The sequence below is a fragment of the Aeromonas sp. R2-3 genome (assembly GCF_040908375.1).
Lineage (GTDB): Bacteria > Pseudomonadota > Gammaproteobacteria > Enterobacterales > Aeromonadaceae > Aeromonas > Aeromonas veronii.
In genome coordinates this window covers 15,387-33,874 of record NZ_JBFODP010000013.1, presented here as the reverse complement: position 1 = coordinate 33,874, position 18,488 = coordinate 15,387, and the positions used below count along the sequence as shown (strand labels likewise).

Below are 18,488 nucleotides of genomic sequence, written 5' to 3'. Positions count from 1 at the left end.
GGCCTTGTAGCGAATGAACGAACTACTCAAATTCAGTGATAGTGACAAGGCAAACTAGCTAAGTTGTTATTCACGTCAGCTTTCCAAGATTGAAGAATTTGCCTGGCGGCCATAGCGCCGTGGAACCACCTGATCCCATGCCGAACTCAGAAGTGAAACGCGGTAGCGCCGATGGTAGTGTGGCATTCGCCATGCGAGAGTAGGACACTGCCAGGCACCCAATACAAGAAACCCCGCTCATCGAGCGGGGTTTTTTATTGCCTGCAATTCAGCACGTCGCCGGATTATTAGACTTTCCCCTTCTTGTCATTCATTGATTACCCTTCTAAAGCCCCAAAAAGACCTCTTTTTCTGTTCGATATTTGCTCACCAGTTCAATGTGTTGGATACAAAAAGTACAGAATGTGATGCCTCTACCTTTCTTGTGATACCTACTCTGGTTTAATTCTTCAGTCCACATGGATGGACCAAGGAATCACAATAATTTAAGGAATAGACCCATGTTCAAAAGAACAGTAACGATGATGCTGGCGGCGGGAACCCTGGTATTAGGCGGTTGCGCATCCAATGGTGGTGCAGAGCAGGCTGGGGCAGACAACGGCGATTTCGGTGGCAAGTCCATCTACCTGCGCGGGGAGATGAACGACTGGATGGCGACTGATGAAAGCAAGGTTGTCAAGGTGGCCGACAAACTCTATATGGCCAAAGGCACTCTCAAGAAAGAGTGGGCCCCCTACAAGTTCAAGTTTGCTGATTCAGGCTGGAGCTGCGGGACCAACTTTGGTTACAAGAGCCCGAGTGATGGTGTTGCCGTGTTGGGTGGTGAGGCGGTGCCGGTAAACCCCTGCTCCAAGTATGAGGACATGAAGTTCTCACCGGATGCTGATGGCGTCTACGAGTTCTATCTGAATATGGCGGGTGAAACGCCGTCCGTTTACGTCAAGAAGCCCTGATCTATCTCTGAGTGTTAAATCTCTCAGCAAATTAATCAGTTAAGTGCCCTGGCCCAGAAATCTGCTGGCCGGGGCATTTTTTTAGGTTAGAATCGGCGCCCTCATGGCATCAGGTGTACTATATGTTGTGCCATTAATTTTAGATGGCACCATTAGTTGTGTTTTATGCTGTTGTCATGATGTTGATGCATTCACATAAGGTTGATTGAAAATGGCTAAATCGAACCCGGTGCTGGAGAGTGAGCTTGGCTCCCGCCTTATCCCCATGCAGGAAACGTCCCTCGAGATTTGGGATAGCAAGTATCGCCTCAAGAGCAAGGATGGTACTCCCATCGACAGCTCTATCGATGAGACTTACCAGCGGGTAGCCCGTGCGTTGGCAGAGCAGGAGCTGGAGCCTGAGGCCTGGTATGAGCCGTTCCTGTGGGCGCTGCGCAATGGGGCCATTCCGGCGGGGCGCATCACCTCCAATGCGGGGGCGTTTGAGCACAAGCCTGCTACTTCAACCATCAACTGTACTGTTTCCGGTACCATCGAAGATTCGATGGACGATATCCTCGGCAAGGTGCACGAGGCCGGTCTGACCCTGAAAGCCGGTTGCGGCATCGGATATGACTTCTCGACCCTGCGCCCGCGCGGTGCTTTTGTCTCCGGTGCCGGTGCCTACACTTCCGGCCCGCTCTCCTTCATGGATATCTATGACAAGATGTGTTTCACCGTCTCGTCAGCCGGTGGCCGTCGCGGCGCCCAGATGGGCACCATGGATATCCGCCATCCCGATGTGATCGAGTTTATACAGGCCAAGCGTGAAGATGGCCGCCTGCGTCAGTTCAACCTCTCTCTGCTCATCACCGAAGATTTCGTCAAGGCGGTGAAAGAGGATGCCCCCTGGTCGCTGATCTTCCCCTACACCGCCAAAGAGGTGGAGCAGGATGGCATTGCGCTGGATGATCCCGCTCAGGTGCTATGGGCCGACTGGCCCAACAAGGAAGGGGTTGTATTCAACGAGTTGGGGCAGGTCGCCTGCAAGGTCTACAAGACCATGCCAGCCCGCAAGCTGTGGAATGTCATCATGACCTCCACCTATGACTATGCAGAGCCCGGCTTCATCCTGATCGACAAGGTCAACCAGATGAACAACAACTGGTTCTGTGAAGAGATCCGCGCGACCAACCCCTGTGGCGAGCAGCCGTTGCCGCCCTACGGTGCCTGTCTGCTGGGCTCGGTCAATCTGACCAAGTTTGTGCGCGACCCTTTTACTGAAAACGCGGCGTTCGATTGGCAGGCGTTTCGCAAGGTGGTAGCCATCTTCACCCGCATGCTCGACAACGTGGTGGAGATTAACCAACTGCCGCTGGCCAAACAGCGCGAGGAGATCACAGCCAAGCGCCGGCACGGCATGGGTTTCCTGGGGCTTGGTTCGACCCTGGCCATGCTGCAGATCAAGTACGGTTCTGCCGCGTCCGTCGCCTTTACCGAGCAGGTATCTCAGGAGCTGGCGATGACCGGCTGGCAGGAGTCCCTGCGTCTGGCCAAGGAGAAAGGCTCGGCCCCCATCATGGAGCAGGAGTTTGAAGTGACTGGCAAGATGCTGCGTCTGCGCCCGGAAATGGCGGCTGATGGCATCAAGGTGGGTGACAAGGTGAAGGGCAAGGTGCTGCACGCTCGTTATAGCCGTTATATGCAGCAGGTTGCCGAAGTGGATCCTGCGCTGGTCGCCGAGCTGGCGGAAGTGGGTGGGCGTTTCACTCACCACAGCAGTATTGCACCCACCGGCACTATCTCCCTGTCCCTGGCCAACAACGCCAGCAACGGCATCGAGCCGAGCTTTGCCCACCACTACAGCCGCAACGTCATCAAGCCGGGCAAGAAGAGCAAGGAGAGCGTCGATGTCTACTCCTTCGAGCTGCTGGCCTATCGCGAGCTGGTGAATCCGGCCGCCATGCCCTATGCCGATGATGACGCGAGCCGTCTGCCGGACTATTTCATTACTGCCGATGACATCAGCCCGGCGCAGCATGTGGACATTCAGGCTGCGGCCCAGCGCTGGATCGATTCTTCCATCTCCAAGACTGCCAACGTGCCGACCGATTTCCCGTTCGAGCAGTTCAAGGACATTTACATGTATGCCTCGGACTCCGGTCTCAAGGGCTGCACCACCTTCCGCTTCAATCCGGAGGCCTTCCAGGGCGTGCTGGTGAAGGAGAAGGATCTGGAGAACACCCTCTATGAGTTCACTCTGGAGGATGGCTCCGTCATCTCCGTCAAGGGGAACGAAGAGATCGAATACGATGGCGAGCTGCATACGGCCGCCAACCTCTACGACGCCTTGAAAGAAGGCTATTACGGTAAATTCTGAGAACGACATTATGGTCAAGAAGATCGACAAGAAAATCGTCGCCTACAAGGTGCGTACCAAGGATGAGCCGCAAGAAGATCTCTCTGCGCAGGATGACGTGGTGCACATGCATGAAACCGTGCTGCGTCCGGAGCGACTGATGGGAACCACCTACAAGCTGAAGACGCCGGAGCATGTCTCCGAGCACTCGCTGTTCATCACCATCAACGACATCATTCTCAACGAGGGCACGGTGCACGAAACCCGCCGTCCGTTCGAGATCTTCATCAACTCCAAGAGCCTGGAGCACTACCAGTGGATCGTGGCGCTGACCCGCATTATTTCCGCCGTATTCCGCAAGGGGGGGGATGTCACCTTCCTGGTGGAGGAGCTGCGCTCGGTGTTTGATCCCAAGGGCGGCTACTGGAACAAGGGCAAGTATGTGCCATCGCTGATCGCCGAAATTGGCAACGTGATCGAGAGCCATCTCACCGAGATCGGCATGCTCAAGGCGCCGGGACTGGACGAGCATCAGCAGGCGTTTCTGGCCGAGAAGCAGGCCGAGTTGAAAGCCGCTCAGGAGGCTGAAGAGCAGCAGGCGAGCAGTGGTTTCCCGGCCAATGCCGCGCTCTGCTACAAGTGCCACACCAAGGCGCTGGTGCTGAAGGATGGTTGCATGACCTGCCTCAACTGTGGCGACTCCAAGTGCGGCTGACAAACATGCCCAAGTAGTTGAACGATAGAAAACAGACCGGCCACAGTGCCGGTCTTTTTATTGCTGTTTTTATGCGCAATCCAATCAGGCGGCCAAGTGATTTGTTGCGCGATAGTAAAATCGGGCGTAGCGTTGAGGGTAATAAAACTGTCACGGCCGTGTGGTTTCAATGACATCTGAGATTCACACACGTGGCCCTTCAGTGCCAAGGAGGATGCTTATGGACAATACGGACCGAAAGCTGTTTATCCTGGATACCAACGTTCTGCTTCACGAACCCCTCGCTATCTACTCCTTCAAAGAGCACGACGTGCTCATCCCCATGACGGTGCTGGAAGAGCTCGATAACATCAAGGATCGCAACAAGGATGTCAGCCGCGACGCGCGGGTGGCCATTCGTGCGCTGGAAGATGTGTTCCGCGATGCAACCCCGGATCAGATCACCCAAGGCGTTCCGCTGGCTGGCGAAGCGAGCGGCAATATCTGCATCTTCAGCGATCACCATCTGCCGCAGGATGCCGAGGTGTTTACCGACAAGGAGGCCGACAACCGCATCATCAACGCGGCCCTCTATCTGCAAAAGCACGAGTTGAAGCGTCAGGTGGTGCTGGTCACCAAAGACATCAACATGCGCCTCAAGGCCAAGGGGGCCGGGCTTGCTCACGTTGAAGATTACCGTAGCGACCAGCTGATCGACGATATCCGCCTCCTGGCCAAGGGCTTTCAGGTAGTGCCCGGCAGCTTCTGGGAGCGCGTCGGCGAGTGCGAGAGCGAGACCCATGGCCGCGACACCATCCATGTGATCGATGCCAATCTGCTGGAAGGGGTTCACGTAAACCAGTATCTGGTGGATGAAGAGAATTTCTTCGCCGCCCGGGTACTCAGCCACGATGGCAACAAGATCCGCATCAAGGATCTGGGCCGCGAGCGGCTGATGTCCCGCAAGGCGTGGGGTGTCCATCCCAAGAATGTCTATCAGGGGATGGCTTTGGATGCACTGCTCGATCCGCACATCGATCTGGTTATCCTGACCGGCCCGGCGGGTTGCGGCAAGACCTTGCTGGCCATGGCTGCTGCGCTGGAGTTGGTGATTGAGAAGGGCATTTACGAGAAGGTGATCGTCACCCGGAATACCCCGGAAATTGCCGAAAGCATCGGCTTCCTGCCCGGCACCGAAGAGGAGAAGATGATGCCCTGGCTGGCGGCGGTGACCGACACCCTGGAGGTGCTGCACAAGCAGGACGAGAACATGAGCGGCTCGCTCAGCTACATCATGGAGAAGGCCAACATCCAGTTCAAATCGGTCAACTTTATGCGCGGGCGCAGCATCCAGAACACCTTCGTATTGCTGGATGAATGCCAGAACCTGACCGCATCCCAGATCAAGACCATCATCACCCGCTGCGGCGAAGGCACCAAGATCGTCTGCTCCGGTAACCTGGCCCAGATCGACTCCAACTACCTGAGTCCGGTGACCTCGGGTCTCACCTACATTGTCGAGCGTTTCAAGGATTTTGACGGCAGTGCCAACATTTTCCTCAATGGCGTGGTGCGCAGCCGACTGGCCTCCTTTGCCGAGGAGAACCTCTAATTTCACCCAATACGTTTGCATGAAAAGGGGAAGCCAATCGGCTTCCCCTTTTTGATCTCGGCACAGTCTTGGGCCAAGGGCTATTGGCCAAGGTAGCGTAGCAGCCCCGGGTGCTTGCTGTGTTGCAGAATATCCGGCTTTCCATGCAGGGCGATGCGCCCCTCGTCGACAAACAGCACCTGATCGGCGATAAGCTGGGCATCTTCCGGATTGTGGGAGACCATCAGTACGGTAATGCCCTGTTCGCAGGCGAGGCGTGCCACTTCCGCCAGCATCTCCCGGCGCAGGGCGGGATCGAGGGCAGAGAAGGGCTCATCCAGCAGCAACAGCGGTTTGCCGCGCACCAGCGCGCGAGCCAGTCCGACTCGCTGCTGCTGGCCGCCGGAGAGCTGTTCAGGCAGGCGGCTTAGCATCTCGCCAAGACCAACCCGCTCGGCCGCCTCGTTTACCTGTGCCCGCTGGGCGGCACTCAGGCGCAGACCCGGGTGCAAGCCGATGGCGATATTGTCGAACACCGACAGATGGAGGAACAGGTTGTGATCCTGAAACAGGGTGGTGACTGGTCGCTCGGCCGGGCCCAGCGGCAGCAGATCTTCGCCATCGAAGCTGAGGCGGCCCGACTCCACCGGCACGAATCCGGCGATCATCCCGAGCAGGGTCGATTTACCTGCGCCGCTTGGGCCGATCAGTGCGGTGATCTCTCCCTTGGGCAGGGTCGCGCTGAAGCTGACGCGCCAGTCGGGGTAGCTGGTCGCAAGCATATCAATGTTCAGCATGTTTTCCTCCAAGACCCCGCTCCACCAGCCAGAACAGGGAGAAACAGAGTGTGAGCAGCAGCAGAGCGGTGGCGGCCGCCTCGGTCAATCGATAGCTGCCGAGCTGCTGATAGAGCAGCCAGGGCAGGGTGGTGAGCTCCTGACTGCCAAACATGGCGATGGCACCGAGATCCCCCAGCGAGAGGATCATCGACAGTGCCATCGCCAGTGCCAGCGGGCGGCGCAGCAGCGGCCACTCCACCAGCCGCAGGCGATGCAGGCCGCGTACCCCCAAGCTATCCGCCAGCCGGTCGTATTGGCGCACCACCAGCTGCATGGGGGCGGAGAGGGTGCGCAGCACGTAGGGTAGCGCCATCAGGGCGTTGACCAGCACCACCAGCCAGGGGCCGAGGGCGAACACATCGGCGAACGGCATAAACAGGATAAAGAGACCGGTGGAGAGCACCACCGCCGGGAGCATCAGGATCATCGAACCGCTGGCCTCCCAAAGGGCGGCAGCTCGCTGCTGGCGGGTGCGTACCTTGAGGTGACGGCTCGTGAGCAGCAGGCCGCTACCGAGCAGGGTCGCCAGGGTGCCTGCCGCCAGCGCAATCAGCAGCGACTGGCCGCTCGCCTGCCACAGTTTGCTTGAGGTGAGCGCTGTCAGCAGGCCGGGTTGAAGGCCTGCCACTACGATGGCAAGCAACGGTGGCAGAAAGATGGCGAGCCCGATGCTGAGCGAGAGGAGATCCACCACGGCCGTGCCCGGCTGATGGCGATCCGGTCGCAGGCAGGGGCGACGGGGTGTCACCCTGCTGGCCGGGGGGCTCTGCAGCTTGTGCTGCAGGGCGAGCAGGGCGGCGGTCAGGATGAGCTGCACCAGCGCCAATCCGCCCGCGGTGGCGAGATCGAAGTCAAAGCGTAGCGCTTGATAGACTGCCACCTCCAGGGTGGTCGATTTCGGCCCGCCCCCCAGCGCCAGCACGGTAGTGAAGCTGGTGAAGCAGAGCATAAAGATGAGGCTGGCCAGCCCCGGCAATATGCCGCGAATAAGCGGCCACTCCAGCAGCCGGAAGATGTGGGATGAGCGCATGCCGAGCTGGCTGGCGAGGCGCCAGCTCGATTCGGGGATGCTCTCTATGCTCTGCAGCATCAGGCGTGCCGCCAGCGGCATGTTGAAGAAGACGTGGGCCAGCAGGATACCGAACAGGCCGTAGAGATAGTTGCCGGGATCCAGCCCCAAGGTGCGCAGCAGCTGCGGCAGCCATCCCTGTTTGCCGTGGACAGCCACGATACCGAAGATGGCGATGATGACCGGCAGTACCAGCGAGAGGCCAAATAGCTTGATCAGCAGGGTTCGGCCAATGAAACGGCGCCGCGCCAGCGCGCGGGCCACCGGAATGGCCAGCCCGAGACTGAGCAGGGTGGAGAGCAGTGCCTGCCCCAGACTGAAGCCCAGCACATGGCGCAGATAGGGGTCTGCCAGCAAAGTGCGCGGGGCCAGCGAACCGGCCTGCCACAACAGTGCCACCAGCGGCCCGAGGGATAACAGCAGGATCAACAGGGTGGCTGCACTGCCCGGCAACCACCAGAGGGGACGAGCCTGTGGTTTCAGATGAAGGCTCACTGGGTGACGGCTTGCAGCCACTCGCGGATCCACCCTTTGCGATTGGCGGCCACCTCATCGCTGCTGAAGGCGAGCGGCTTGGCTATGGTGATCATCTGCTCGAAGCCCTTGGGCAGCGGCGTGTCGATAACCGGATACATCCAGTTGCCGGTCGGGATTTCCTGCTGGAAGGCGGGGCTAACCATAAATTGCAGGAACTGGTCAGCCAGCTTCTCCTGTTTGGCGCTCTTCAGCTTGGCGGCCACTTCTACCTGACGGTAGTGACCCTCCTCGAAGGCGGCAGCCTGATACTGGGGCTTGTTCTCGGCAATCAGGTGATAGGCCGGAGAGGTGGTGTAGGAGAGCACCATGTCCGCTTCACCATCGAGGAACATGCCATAGGCCTCTGACCACCCCTTGGTGACGGTGACCGTCTTTTTGGCAAGCTCGGCCCAGGCGGCAGGAGCCTTGTCGCCGTAGACAGACTTCATCCACAGCATCAGCCCCTGCCCCGGGGTGGAGGTGCGGGGATCCTGATAGATCACCTTGAGATCGGGCCGCTCCACCAGCTCTTTCAGGCTCTTGGGTGGTTGCTTGAGTTTGTCCTTGTCATAGACGAAAGCGAAGTAGCCGTAGTCGTAGGGGACGAAGGTGTCATCCTGCCAGCCACCCGGCACCTTGATGCCATCCAGCTTGGCGGGGTGGGGGGCGAACAGGCCGCTCTGCTTGGCTTCGCTGATGAGAGCATCGTCGAGCCCCAGCACCAGATCGGCCTTGCTGTGGTTGCCCTCCAGCCGCAGCCGGTTGAGGATGGCGACCCCATCTTCGAGGGGAACCAGATTGAGGGTGCAGTCGCACGCTTTCTCGAAGGCCTGTTTGATCTTGGGCCCCGGACCCCACTCGGCAGTGAAGGAGCTGTAGGTGTAGACGGTGAGGGTGTCGGCGGCGAACACATTGGCCGACAGCAGGCCGGTGGTGACCAGCAGCAGGGTCTTCATGGGTGGCACTCCCTATTACTTGTTAATAACGAGGTGCCAGCGGGTGAGGGCGCAAAAAATGAGCGCCATGCCTCAAATTCCTCCGCCAGCATTATCTGGATCAGGTACACGGGTATAATCTCAGCGGTAAACCGCACCCCGTTTGAGAAACGAACCGCATTGTATTAACGTTCTTTTGGGTAGACCAGCACAATTGTGCAATACCCATGAGATGACGCCCACCCAACAGAGGATGTTCGCGTGCTTACCAATACCAAGGAAAGGCGTGCCTTTGCGCGCATGGTCATCAATGCTCCGGTCACCGTCTATCAGCAGCAGCTGGTGCTGGAGGGGATCTGCCGGGATCTCAGTGCCAACGGCATGGGGATTGCGGTCTCTGAACACCAGCTCGACATCAATCAGCCCATCCGGATCAGTCTTGCCACCAACAACAACCTGTTGCCTCCCTTTGAAGCCCATGCCCGTATTATCCGGGTGCTGGAGGAGGAGAGCGGGTTGCTGCTGGCGGTAGAGTTTCTGCCTCAGGGTTAATCCTCTCTCCCCATCGGTAGAGGGAGGGGATTAGCCTTTCTCCTGAACCAGCTGCACACTCAACTGCTTGCTATCGACCAGCGTTTTGCTGGTCGATGCTATTTGGCCCGCAGGCAAGGTGGCGGGACCGGTAGGTTCGAGCAGCAGGTAGTTCTGCCCCTGCCAGTTGAGGGTCACATCCCCCGGCTTGGCGGGCAGGTCAACGGCCAGCAGGGCATGGCCGGGGACGAACACCATGGCCTGTTTCAGCTCCGGAAAGAGCTGGGCCAGCATGGCGGCCATCAGGGTTACCTTGCTGTCGCAGTCCCCCCGGTTCTGCTCCAGCACCTGACGGGGCGGGAGAAATCCCTTGCCCTGCCTGCCGTTCAGGCTGTCGAGCTGCTGATAGGGGATGCTCTGGATAAAGGTGAGCATATGGGCCACGGTCTTCTGGCGCGCTTCCGTTTCGGTGCTGCCCTGCTGCTTGAGTTGATCCGCCAGCGGAGCCAGCCCGCTGCGACTCTCCAGCGCGATGCGCACATGATCCTGCTTCACCGCCAGCTGCCCGTCCGGGGTGTTGAAGTACTGGAAGTAGTGTTTGGTCAGCCACGCCTGCTCCTCTTTGCTCCGCTTGGACTGCAGAAAGGCCATCGCCTCGCGCGCCTTGTCCTGATTGCGGCTTTTCAGATGCAGCTCCAGCGAGGGACGGGCGAGGGTGAACTGCACCTCGGGGTAGTTCTGGCGCACCTCCCGCAGCAACACCTGCAACACCTCCTCCTGCATTCTGGCCGGGCGATAGGCGATAAGGGGCGGCAACTTGCCCTGTTCGAGCCGGTAGGTGAGCTGTTGGGGTTTGCCTTCGCTATCTTGCCAGCCGACGCTGATCTGGCCGAGGCTGTTGTTGAAGCTGGTTTGGCTGGCACCCGCAGGCAGGGCAAGCAGCAGGGCACAGAGCAGAGGAATTGCCGTCGGTCTCTTCATCATCCTTTCCTGTGGCACGGGCCAGTTCCGGTGGCCCAAAGTGGGAAGCGTAGCGGACAGTAAAACAGGGAGCCGAAGCTCCCTGTTGATTCTACTCGTTTTTTTGCAACTGGCGCGTTAAATCCAGCTCGGCTGCTTCGCCTCAAAGGCGCTGATGGCGGCCTCGTGCTGCAGGGTCAGGCCGATGGCATCCAAGCCGTTGAGCAGACAGTAACGGCGGAATTCATCGATCTCGAAACCGAAGCAGAGGCTACCTGCACGTACCTGATTGGCTTCCAGATCCACCTCGATCTCGATGCCCGGTTTGGCGGCCACCAGCTGGAACAGGGCATCGACCTCCTCCTCCTTCAGACGCACCGGTACCATGCCGTTGTTGATGGCGTTGCCGTAGAAAATGTCGGCAAAGCTCGGGGCTATGATGGTCTTGAAGCCGTAGTCGGCCAGCGCCCAGGGGGCGTGCTCGCGACTAGACCCGCAGCCGAAGTTCTCGCGGGCCAGCAGAATGCTGGCACCGGCGAATTGCGGCTGGTTCAGTACAAACTCGGGGTTGGGCTGCTGGCCGGCATCGTCCAGAAAGCGCCAGTCGTGGAACAGGTGCTTGCCAAAACCGATGCGGTTGACCTTCTGCAAAAACTGCTTGGGAATGATGGCGTCGGTGTCGACGTTGGCGCTGTCGAGGGGGACGACGATCCCTGTATGCTGTTTGAATCCTGTCATCGAAATGTCCTCTTACAGTGCGCGAATGTCGGCGAAGCGGCCGGTGACGGCGGCAGCGGCGGCCATGGCCGGGCTGACCAGATGGGTGCGGCCGGCGCGGCCCTGACGCCCTTCGAAGTTGCGGTTGCTGGTGGAGGCGCAGCGCTCCCCCGGTTGCAGCCTGTCGTTGTTCATGGCCAGACACATGGAGCAGCCGGGCAGGCGCCACTCAAAGCCTGCCTCGATGAAGATCTTGTCCAGCCCCTCGGCTTCGGCCTGGGCCTTCACCTGTTCGGAGCCCGGCACCACCAGCGCCTGCACGCCAGCGGCGACCTTGCGACCGCGGGCGATGGCGGCGGCAGCACGCAGATCCTCGATGCGGCTGTTGGTGCACGAGCCGATGAACACCTTGTCGATGGCAACGTCGGAGAGCTTCTGGCCCGGTTGCAAATCCATGTAGGCCAGAGCCTTGCGGGCGGACTGCTGCTCCATCAGATCGCTAAAGGATTCCGGCGCCGGAATCGGTTCATTGACGGCAATCACCTGACCCGGGTTGGTGCCCCAGGTGACCTGGGGAGCGATGTCGGCAGCGTCCAGCACTACCTCTGCATCGAAGCGGGCACCTTCGTCGCTCTTGAGGCTCTGCCAGTAGGCGATGGCCTGCTCCAGTACCTCGCCCTTGGGGGCAAACTCCTTGCCACGGATGTAGTCGATGGTGGTCTGGTCGGGGGCAATCATCCCCGCTTTGGCGCCCAGCTCGATGGCCATGTTGCACACCGTCATCCGCCCTTCCATGGTGAGGCCTTCGATGGCCTCGCCGGCGAATTCCACCACATAGCCGGTACCGCCGGCATGGCCGACCTTGCCAATAATGGCCAGCACCACGTCCTTGGCACTGATGCCCTCGGCCAGCTTGCCGTTGACCGAAATGCGCATGGTCTTGGCGCGGCCCTGTTTCAGGGTCTGGGTCGCCATCACATGCTCCACTTCGGAGGTGCCGATGCCGAATGCCAGCGAGCCGAAGGCGCCGTGGGTGGCGGTGTGGGAGTCACCGCAGACGATGGTGGTGCCGGGCAGGGTAATGCCGAGCTCGGGGCCCATCACATGGACGATCCCCTGATATTTGTGGTTGAGATCGTAGAGGCGAACCCCGAACGCCTTGCAGTTGTCGGCCAGCGTCTCCATCTGGATGCGGGCCATCTCGCCGGAGGCGGCGATGTCCTTGGTAGTGGTGGATACGTTGTGATCCATGGTGGCCCAGGTCAGATCCGGGCGGCGCAGCTGGCGATTCATGGCGCGCAGGCCGTCGAATGCTTGCGGGCTGGTCACTTCATGCACCAGATGGCGGTCGATGTAGATGAGGGGGGTCTCCCCTTCCACTTCCCGTACCACGTGGGCGTCGAATACTTTCTGATAGAGGGTCTTGGCCATTGCTTCTCTCTTCCTTGTTCTCTGTTATGCGGCTCAGATCCGGGCGGCGATCTGGCTACCCATCTCGGACGTGCTCTGCACCGGATGGCGGGCGCTGGCCTGATGCAGGTCGGCGGTGAAGTAACCCTCGGCCAGGGTCTGGGCCACGGCCTGCTCAATGGCTTGAGCTGCGGCTTCCTGGCCCAGGCTGTAGCGCAGCATCAGGGCGGCGGAGAGGATCTGGGCGATGGGGTTGGCAATCCCTTTGCCGGCGATATCCGGGGCCGAACCACCGGCCGGTTCGAACAGGCCGAAACCCGATTCGTTGAGGCTAGCGGAGGGGAGCAGCCCCATGGAGCCGGTGATCATGGCGCACTCGTCGGAGAGGATGTCACCGAACAAATTGGAGCAGAGCAGCACATCGAACTGGGACGGATCCTTGATGAGCTGCATGGTGGCGTTGTCGATATACATATGGTTGAGGGCTACGTCCGGATAGGACTTGGCGACTTGCGTCACCACCTCACGCCACAGGATGGAGGAGGCGAGCACGTTGGCCTTGTCGATGGAGGTGACCTTGGCCTTGCGTACCCGGGCGGACTCGAAGGCTATCTTGGCGATGCGCTCGATTTCGAAGCGGTGGTACACCTCGGTATCGAACGCCTTCTCGTTCGCCCCTTCTCCCTCGCGTCCCTTGGGCTGGCCGAAGTAGATGCCGCCAGTCAGCTCGCGCACACAGGCGATGTCAAAACCGCGATCGGAGATATCGGCGCGCAGGGGGGAGAACTGCTCCAGACCGGTGTAGATGCGGGCTGGTCGCAGGTTGCAGAACAGCTTGAAGTGGGCGCGCAGGGGCAGCAGGGCGCCACGTTCCGGCTGATCGTTGGGGGGCAGATGTTCCCATTTCGGGCCGCCCACCGAGCCAAACAGCACGGCATCGGCCGCCTCACAACCTTTGATGGTGCTTTGCGGCAGCGGGGTGCCGTGGTTGTCGATGGCGATGCCGCCCACGTCGTGGTGATCATACTCGAAGGCGAGGCCGAACCGGGCCTGCACCTTCTCCAGCACCTTGATTGCCTCGGCCATCACTTCAGGGCCAATACCGTCACCCGGCAATACTGCGATCCGATAACTGCTCATACACTCTCCATCCTGATATTGTCTTTGAGATCCCTCTGTCCGGTTTCCCCGACGCTGCGCGCGGTTCCCGGTTCAGACGTTCCCCGTCCCGATGTTGTCATTCCATGCCGTCTGTGTGGCTGCGAGTCCTGCTCAGACGGTTTCCGATTTGATGCTGTCATTCCATTCCGTCTGTTTGGTACCCAGTTCGGCTCAGACGGTTTCTGATTTGATGCTGTTATTGCGTTCCATCTGCTCGGCCACCTGATCGGCGCGCCAGATGCTGTTGATCACATGGAGCAGGGCGTGGGCCGAGGATTCGATGATGTCGGTGGCCAGCCCCATGCCGTGGAATTTGCGCCCCTTGTACTCGGCGACGATATCGACCTGACCGAGGGCATCTTCCCCTTCGCCCTTGCTCTTGAGAGCATATTTATCGATGCGGATCTCATAGCCGGTGATGCGGTTGATGCACTGGTAGACCGCATCCACCGGGCCATTGCCGGTGGCCGCTTCACAGATCAGATCCTGACCCACCTTCAGTTTGACCGAGGCGGTGGCCAGCACCGAGCTGCCACTCTGCACTCCGAGATACTCCAGCTTGAAGTGTTCCGGCTCTTCGTGGATCTGGCTGAAGAAGGCCAGCGCTTCGAGGTCGTAGTCGAACACCTGCCCCTTCTTGTCGGCCAGGGTCAGGAACTTGCCGTAGAGGTGGTCGAGGTCGTAGCTGCTCTCGGCGTAGCCCATGGACTCCATCCGGTGCTTGATGACGTGGCGGCCGGAGCGGGAGGTCATGTTGAGGTTGTTCTGGGTCAGGCCGATGCTCTCGGGAGTGATGATTTCGTAGGTATTTTTCGCCTTGAGCACCCCATCCTGATGGATGCCGGAGCTGTGGGAGAAGGCGTTGGCCCCGACGATCGCCTTGTTGGGTTGCACCGGCATGTTGCACAGCTGGCTGACCAGCGTGCTGGTGCGATGAATTTCGTTGTGGCGGATATTAGTTTGCACCCCGAGCAGGTCGGCGCGGGTTTTGAGGATCATCGCCACCTCTTCCAGCGAGCAGTTGCCCGCCCGCTCGCCGATGCCGTTGATGGTGCACTCGATCTGGCGGGCACCCATCTGCACCGCGCCGATGGAGTTGGCCACCGAGAGCCCCAGATCGTCGTGGCAGTGGACCGAGATGATCGCCTTGTCGATGTTGGGCACCCGGTTGAACAGGGTATGGATGATGCCGGAGAACTCGGTCGGCACCGTGTAGCCCACGGTATCGGGGATATTGATGGTACGGGCCCCCGCCTTGATGGCGGCCTCCACCATGCGGCAGAGATTGTCGATCGGCGTGCGGCCCGCATCCTCGCAGGAGAACTCCACATCATCGGTGTAGCGCAGGGCGTGCTTGATGGCGCCGACCCCCATCTCCAGCACATCCTCGAAGCTCTTTTTCAGCTTGCTCTCCACATGGATGGAGGAGGTGGATATAAAGGTGTGGATGCGAAACGCCTCGGCGACCCGCAAGGCTTCGCCGGCGGCGTCGATATCCTTGGGCAGGGCGCGGGCGAGGGCGCAGACCCGGCTGTTTTTGATGTGGCGGGCGATGGTCTGCACCGATTGAAAATCGCCGGGAGAAGAGACCGGGAAGCCCACCTCCATGACGTCGACACCGAGCCGCTCCAGCGCCTGGGCGATCTGCAGCTTCTCCTTGACGGTCAAACTGGCCGCCAGGGCCTGCTCACCATCACGCAAGGTGGTGTCGAATATGATGACCCGATCTGACATGTGACTTCCCTCTTCCTAAGTTCGGTAACGTGCATCCTGCGGCGGCATAAAAAAAACCCGTGCAGGGTGCACGGGTTTTTGTAAATTCCGGCTATGCCTTAGCCCGGCTACAAGGATCCCGCGCGAGTTAACGCGATTAGGGAGATTAGTAGTAGCGGGGTGGCAATACGCATGACGTTGTTATTCCTTCCAGTCGATAACGCTTTTACCAATATCGAGATTTTTATGCTGTGTCAACACGGAAGGTCAGGGGCAATCTGCTGACGTATTTAATCGGATTGTAAAGGATTGCAAATTTCCTTGTCCCATATTCGGCCCATGACCGATTATCTGGTCATTCCTGCTGTGCTCTATTCTCTGCACAACCAGATCGACTTATCAGCATTGGCTGAATTATCTGAGGTGTTAAATGGAAAAACGTAGACCTGGTCGTCCGGTCGGACGTTCTGACATTCGTGACAAGTTGCTTGCTGCCGCCCGTGAGCGTTTTCTCAATACTCCCTATAGCAAGGTAACTACACGCGAAATCGCGGAGCTTGCTGGCTCCAATCTGGCAATGATCCACTACTACTTCGGCAGTAAAGAGGGTCTTTACAAGGCGGTGTTGGGCGATGTCGCCGAACCCCTCGACCATGCCTGGCAAGATGAACACAGCAATCACAGCCTCAACGAGCTGCTCAACACCTACTATCAGGTGATGGCGCCCAACAGCGAGCTGACCTCTGCCATCTCCAGCGCATTGTCGACTGAGAAGAGCCCGGGCCGGGATTTTGTGCTGAACCGTCTGCTGGAACGCCAGCTGCCGCAGTTCGATGCCCTGCTGGAAACCATGAAGTCCAACGGTGAGCTGGGTGACAACCTGGATCCCGACATGCTGAAGATCTCCTTCCTCAGCATGATGTGGCAGCCGTTCGTGATGAAAGATCTCTACGAGCAGGTGTTTGGCCTGAAAGTGGATGAGCACTTCATGGCCCGTCTGGCGGACCACAATTGCCGTCTGATGGAGACCGGTCTGCGCGGCAGCCACTGATTTTGCCGCAACATCGAGATTAAAAAGGGCCATTCGGCCCTTTTTTCATAAATCTGTTATCCCTTGTTCAACGTAACGTCATCCCGCTTTCTTACTCTGCAAGCAGAATTCAGGGAAGGAGGGGATATGAACAAGATCCAGCAATGGGACCTGCAGGTGTGCCGGATCTGCCTGCTTCACGGCTACAACCGGCAGCAGGCGAGGGTGAGTCGTCTCATTTCCCGCACCGGCGATGGCCCGCTTTACGCTGTGCTGGCCGCCCTGCTCTGGTGGCAGGGGGAGGCAGAGCGGGAGCTGGTGCGACTGGCGCTGCTTGCCTTCGCCATCGAACTGCCCCTCTATCTGCTGCTGAAAAACAGCCTGAAACGGCAACGGCCGGTCGGCTTGCCGGTCTTTATCACTCCTTCCGATCGCTACAGCCTCCCTTCCGGCCACACCGCCGCCGCTTTTCTGATGGCCACCATTTTGGCCACCGGCTTTCCGCTCTGGGCGCCCCTGCTGTTTGGCTGGGCGGCGTTGGTGGGGGCATCCCGGTTGCTGCTCGGGGTGCACTACCTGAGCGATCTGGTGGCCGGTGCCCTGCTGGGTGGCGGTTGCGCCGTGCTGGCGCTCGGCTGGAGCCACTCATGAGGATACTGTTTGGGGTGCAAGGCACCGGCAACGGTCATATCAGTCGCAGTCGCACTCTGGCCCGGGCGTTGCGCACGGCAGGGGTCGAGGTGGATTATCTCTTTAGCGGCCGCCCCGCCGACCGCTACTTCGACATGGAAGAGTTTGGCGCCTACCGCGCCTTTCCCGGCCTCACTTTTGTCAGTCACGAGGGGCGAGTTTCTCCATGGCGTACCCTGCAAGCCGCATCGCCGCTCACCTTCTGGCGGGATCTGCGGGCTCTCGATTGCAGCGAATACGATCTGGTGGTGAGCGATTTTGAGCCGTTGACCGCCCATGCCGCCCGCCGCTATGGCAAGCCGAGCCTCACCGTCAGCCATCAGGCCAGCTTCAACTGGCCCATCCCGCGTTGGGGGGAGGATGGGGTCAGCCGCCAGCTGATGCGCCACTTTGCTCCTGTGGATCAGCCGCTCGGGCTGCACTGGTTTCACTTCGGCCACCCCTTGCTGCCGCCGGTGATCGACCCTATCGCCGCTGCGCCGGATAACGGCGAGATCCTGGTCTATCTGCCATTCGAGCAGACCGAGGCGATCGCCGCCCTGTTGTCGCGCTTTGGCCAGCAGCGCTTCGTCTGCTTTCATCCCGCCATTCGTACCCCCAGCCAATGGCGCAACCTGCGCTTCGAACCGCCATCGCGGTACGGGTTTATCGCCGTACTGGCCGGTTGTCGCGGCGTTATATCCAACGCGGGTTTCGAGCTGGCTTCCGAGGCGCTCACCCTCGGCAAGAAGCTGCTGGTCAAGCCCCTCGGCGGCCAGTTTGAGCAGCTGACCAATGGCAAGACCCTCGAGATGATGGGGTTGGCAACCCTGATGGATGTGCTCGATGCCAATCTGGTGCGTACCTGGCTCGACAGCGCCTCGCCCGGGGCGGTCTGCTACCCCGATGTAGCGGGGGAGCTGGCCCGCTGGCTGGCGGCGGGCGCTGACGAGAGCGTGGCCTTTCTGTCGCGGCGGCTCTGGGCGTGCACCCTGTTTCCGGAGGAGGTGAGTGATCGCCTGAGCGAGCTGGATGGGGGCGACTGTTTATCCAGTTGTTGGTTATCGCAAGTGAGCGTTGTTGACTAGACTGAAAGGCGATCCCACCAAGGAGAGGACGGAGCAAATGCGCTTTACCAATGAAAACGGCGAAGTCATGAACCTGGCTGACAATCTTACCCTGCACGAGTTGCTCGATATGGGTGTCAGCATCTCGGTCAGTGAAGAGACCGATCCGGATCAGCAGATCTGGCTGGCTGAGCCGGATCAGGACAACTGAGTCATCATTCGGCATCAAGCCCACCGCTGAGCGGTGGGCTTTTTTGTGGCTGTTTTCCCCCTCGGCGGAATGATCCGCTGGCCA

Annotated in this window: 17 protein-coding genes, 1 rRNA gene and 1 riboswitch; of the genes, 10 read left to right on the top strand and 8 right to left on the bottom strand. The window is 59.6% G+C overall.

Annotation, left to right across the window (positions count from 1 at the left end):
- Positions 1 to 101: 101 nt before the first annotated feature.
- The 5 genes from rrf (at position 102) to AB5Z02_RS03930 (ending at position 5,597) form a co-directional block, all read left to right on the top strand.
- A 5S ribosomal RNA gene (gene rrf / locus AB5Z02_RS03950) occupies positions 102 to 216 on the top strand.
- Positions 217 to 500: 284 nt separating this feature from the next.
- Complete coding sequence (locus tag AB5Z02_RS03945) at positions 501 to 953, top strand: pullulanase (RefSeq protein ID WP_139405601.1); 453 nt, start codon at positions 501 to 503, stop codon at positions 951 to 953.
- Between the two features lie 211 nt (positions 954 to 1,164).
- Complete coding sequence (locus AB5Z02_RS03940) at positions 1,165 to 3,312, top strand: adenosylcobalamin-dependent ribonucleoside-diphosphate reductase (protein ID WP_368215331.1); 2,148 nt, start codon at positions 1,165 to 1,167, stop codon at positions 3,310 to 3,312.
- 10 nt (positions 3,313 to 3,322) lie between these two features.
- Positions 3,323 to 4,006 carry an NrdJb gene (locus AB5Z02_RS03935; protein ID WP_021231985.1) on the top strand — a complete coding sequence of 228 codons (684 nt, stop codon included), beginning with the start codon at positions 3,323 to 3,325 and terminating at the stop codon, positions 4,004 to 4,006.
- Positions 4,007 to 4,226: 220 nt separating this feature from the next.
- A complete protein-coding gene (locus AB5Z02_RS03930; RefSeq protein ID WP_005358170.1) occupies positions 4,227 to 5,597 on the top strand; it encodes a PhoH family protein in 1,371 nt (456 codons plus the stop codon).
- 80 nt (positions 5,598 to 5,677) lie between these two features.
- Here AB5Z02_RS03930 and thiQ read toward each other — a convergent pair whose 3' ends face one another.
- From thiQ to thiB, 3 genes are read right to left on the bottom strand one after another with little or no spacing between them, the layout of a single operon-like run.
- Complete coding sequence (gene thiQ, locus AB5Z02_RS03925) at positions 5,678 to 6,373, bottom strand: thiamine ABC transporter ATP-binding protein (protein ID WP_368215330.1); 696 nt, start codon at positions 6,371 to 6,373, stop codon at positions 5,678 to 5,680.
- A complete protein-coding gene (gene thiP, locus AB5Z02_RS03920) occupies positions 6,360 to 7,979 on the bottom strand; it encodes a thiamine/thiamine pyrophosphate ABC transporter permease (protein ID WP_368215328.1) in 1,620 nt (539 codons plus the stop codon). The genes thiQ and thiP overlap by 14 nt, the downstream gene beginning before the upstream one ends.
- Positions 7,976 to 8,956, bottom strand: a complete 981-nt coding sequence (gene thiB / locus AB5Z02_RS03915; protein WP_335874638.1) for a thiamine ABC transporter substrate binding subunit — start codon at positions 8,954 to 8,956, stop codon at positions 7,976 to 7,978. The genes thiP and thiB overlap by 4 nt, the downstream gene beginning before the upstream one ends.
- Positions 8,957 to 9,016: 60 nt before the next feature.
- A riboswitch (TPP riboswitch) is annotated at positions 9,017 to 9,107 on the bottom strand.
- Between the two features lie 89 nt (positions 9,108 to 9,196).
- Here thiB and AB5Z02_RS03910 point away from each other — a divergent pair.
- Positions 9,197 to 9,487 (top strand): PilZ domain-containing protein, encoded by a 291-nt coding sequence (locus tag AB5Z02_RS03910; protein WP_005339160.1) that lies wholly within the window; start codon positions 9,197 to 9,199, stop codon positions 9,485 to 9,487.
- A 30-nt stretch (positions 9,488 to 9,517) separates the two neighbouring features.
- Here the strand turns inward: AB5Z02_RS03910 and AB5Z02_RS03905 are convergent, their stop codons facing one another.
- The 5 genes from AB5Z02_RS03905 to leuA form a co-directional block, all read right to left on the bottom strand.
- Positions 9,518 to 10,447, bottom strand: coding sequence for a transglutaminase domain-containing protein (locus tag AB5Z02_RS03905; protein ID WP_335820251.1), 930 nt, complete (start codon positions 10,445 to 10,447; stop codon positions 9,518 to 9,520).
- Positions 10,448 to 10,564: 117 nt separating this feature from the next.
- Complete coding sequence (gene leuD / locus AB5Z02_RS03900; protein ID WP_335874639.1) at positions 10,565 to 11,164, bottom strand: 3-isopropylmalate dehydratase small subunit; 600 nt, start codon at positions 11,162 to 11,164, stop codon at positions 10,565 to 10,567.
- A 12-nt stretch (positions 11,165 to 11,176) separates the two neighbouring features.
- Positions 11,177 to 12,574 carry a 3-isopropylmalate dehydratase large subunit gene (gene leuC / locus AB5Z02_RS03895; RefSeq protein WP_368215325.1) on the bottom strand — a complete coding sequence of 466 codons (1,398 nt, stop codon included), beginning with the start codon at positions 12,572 to 12,574 and terminating at the stop codon, positions 11,177 to 11,179.
- Between the two features lie 33 nt (positions 12,575 to 12,607).
- Positions 12,608 to 13,693, bottom strand: a complete 1,086-nt coding sequence (gene leuB / locus AB5Z02_RS03890; protein WP_368215324.1) for a 3-isopropylmalate dehydrogenase — start codon at positions 13,691 to 13,693, stop codon at positions 12,608 to 12,610.
- Between the two features lie 192 nt (positions 13,694 to 13,885).
- Positions 13,886 to 15,448, bottom strand: a complete 1,563-nt coding sequence (gene leuA, locus AB5Z02_RS03885) for a 2-isopropylmalate synthase (RefSeq protein ID WP_005341192.1) — start codon at positions 15,446 to 15,448, stop codon at positions 13,886 to 13,888.
- Positions 15,449 to 15,857: 409 nt separating this feature from the next.
- Here leuA and AB5Z02_RS03880 point away from each other — a divergent pair, with 409 nt between their 5' ends.
- The 4 genes from AB5Z02_RS03880 to AB5Z02_RS03865 all read left to right on the top strand — a co-directional run bounded on the left by AB5Z02_RS03880 (position 15,858) and on the right by AB5Z02_RS03865 (position 18,404).
- The gene (locus AB5Z02_RS03880) at positions 15,858 to 16,478 is read left to right on the top strand and encodes a TetR/AcrR family transcriptional regulator (RefSeq protein ID WP_005349170.1); all 621 of its coding nucleotides are present in this window, start codon (positions 15,858 to 15,860) and stop codon (positions 16,476 to 16,478) included.
- Between the two features lie 126 nt (positions 16,479 to 16,604).
- Positions 16,605 to 17,108: a phosphatase PAP2 family protein gene (locus tag AB5Z02_RS03875; protein WP_021231977.1), complete on the top strand. Its 504-nt coding sequence runs from the start codon at positions 16,605 to 16,607 to the stop codon at positions 17,106 to 17,108.
- Entirely contained in the window at positions 17,105 to 18,214 is a 1,110-nt protein-coding gene (locus AB5Z02_RS03870; RefSeq protein WP_368215322.1) for an MJ1255/VC2487 family glycosyltransferase, read from the top strand. Before AB5Z02_RS03875 ends, AB5Z02_RS03870 begins: the two co-directional genes overlap by 4 nt.
- A 37-nt stretch (positions 18,215 to 18,251) precedes the next feature.
- Entirely contained in the window at positions 18,252 to 18,404 is a 153-nt protein-coding gene (locus tag AB5Z02_RS03865; protein ID WP_005341188.1) for a hypothetical protein, read from the top strand.
- Positions 18,405 to 18,488 lie beyond the last annotated feature (84 nt).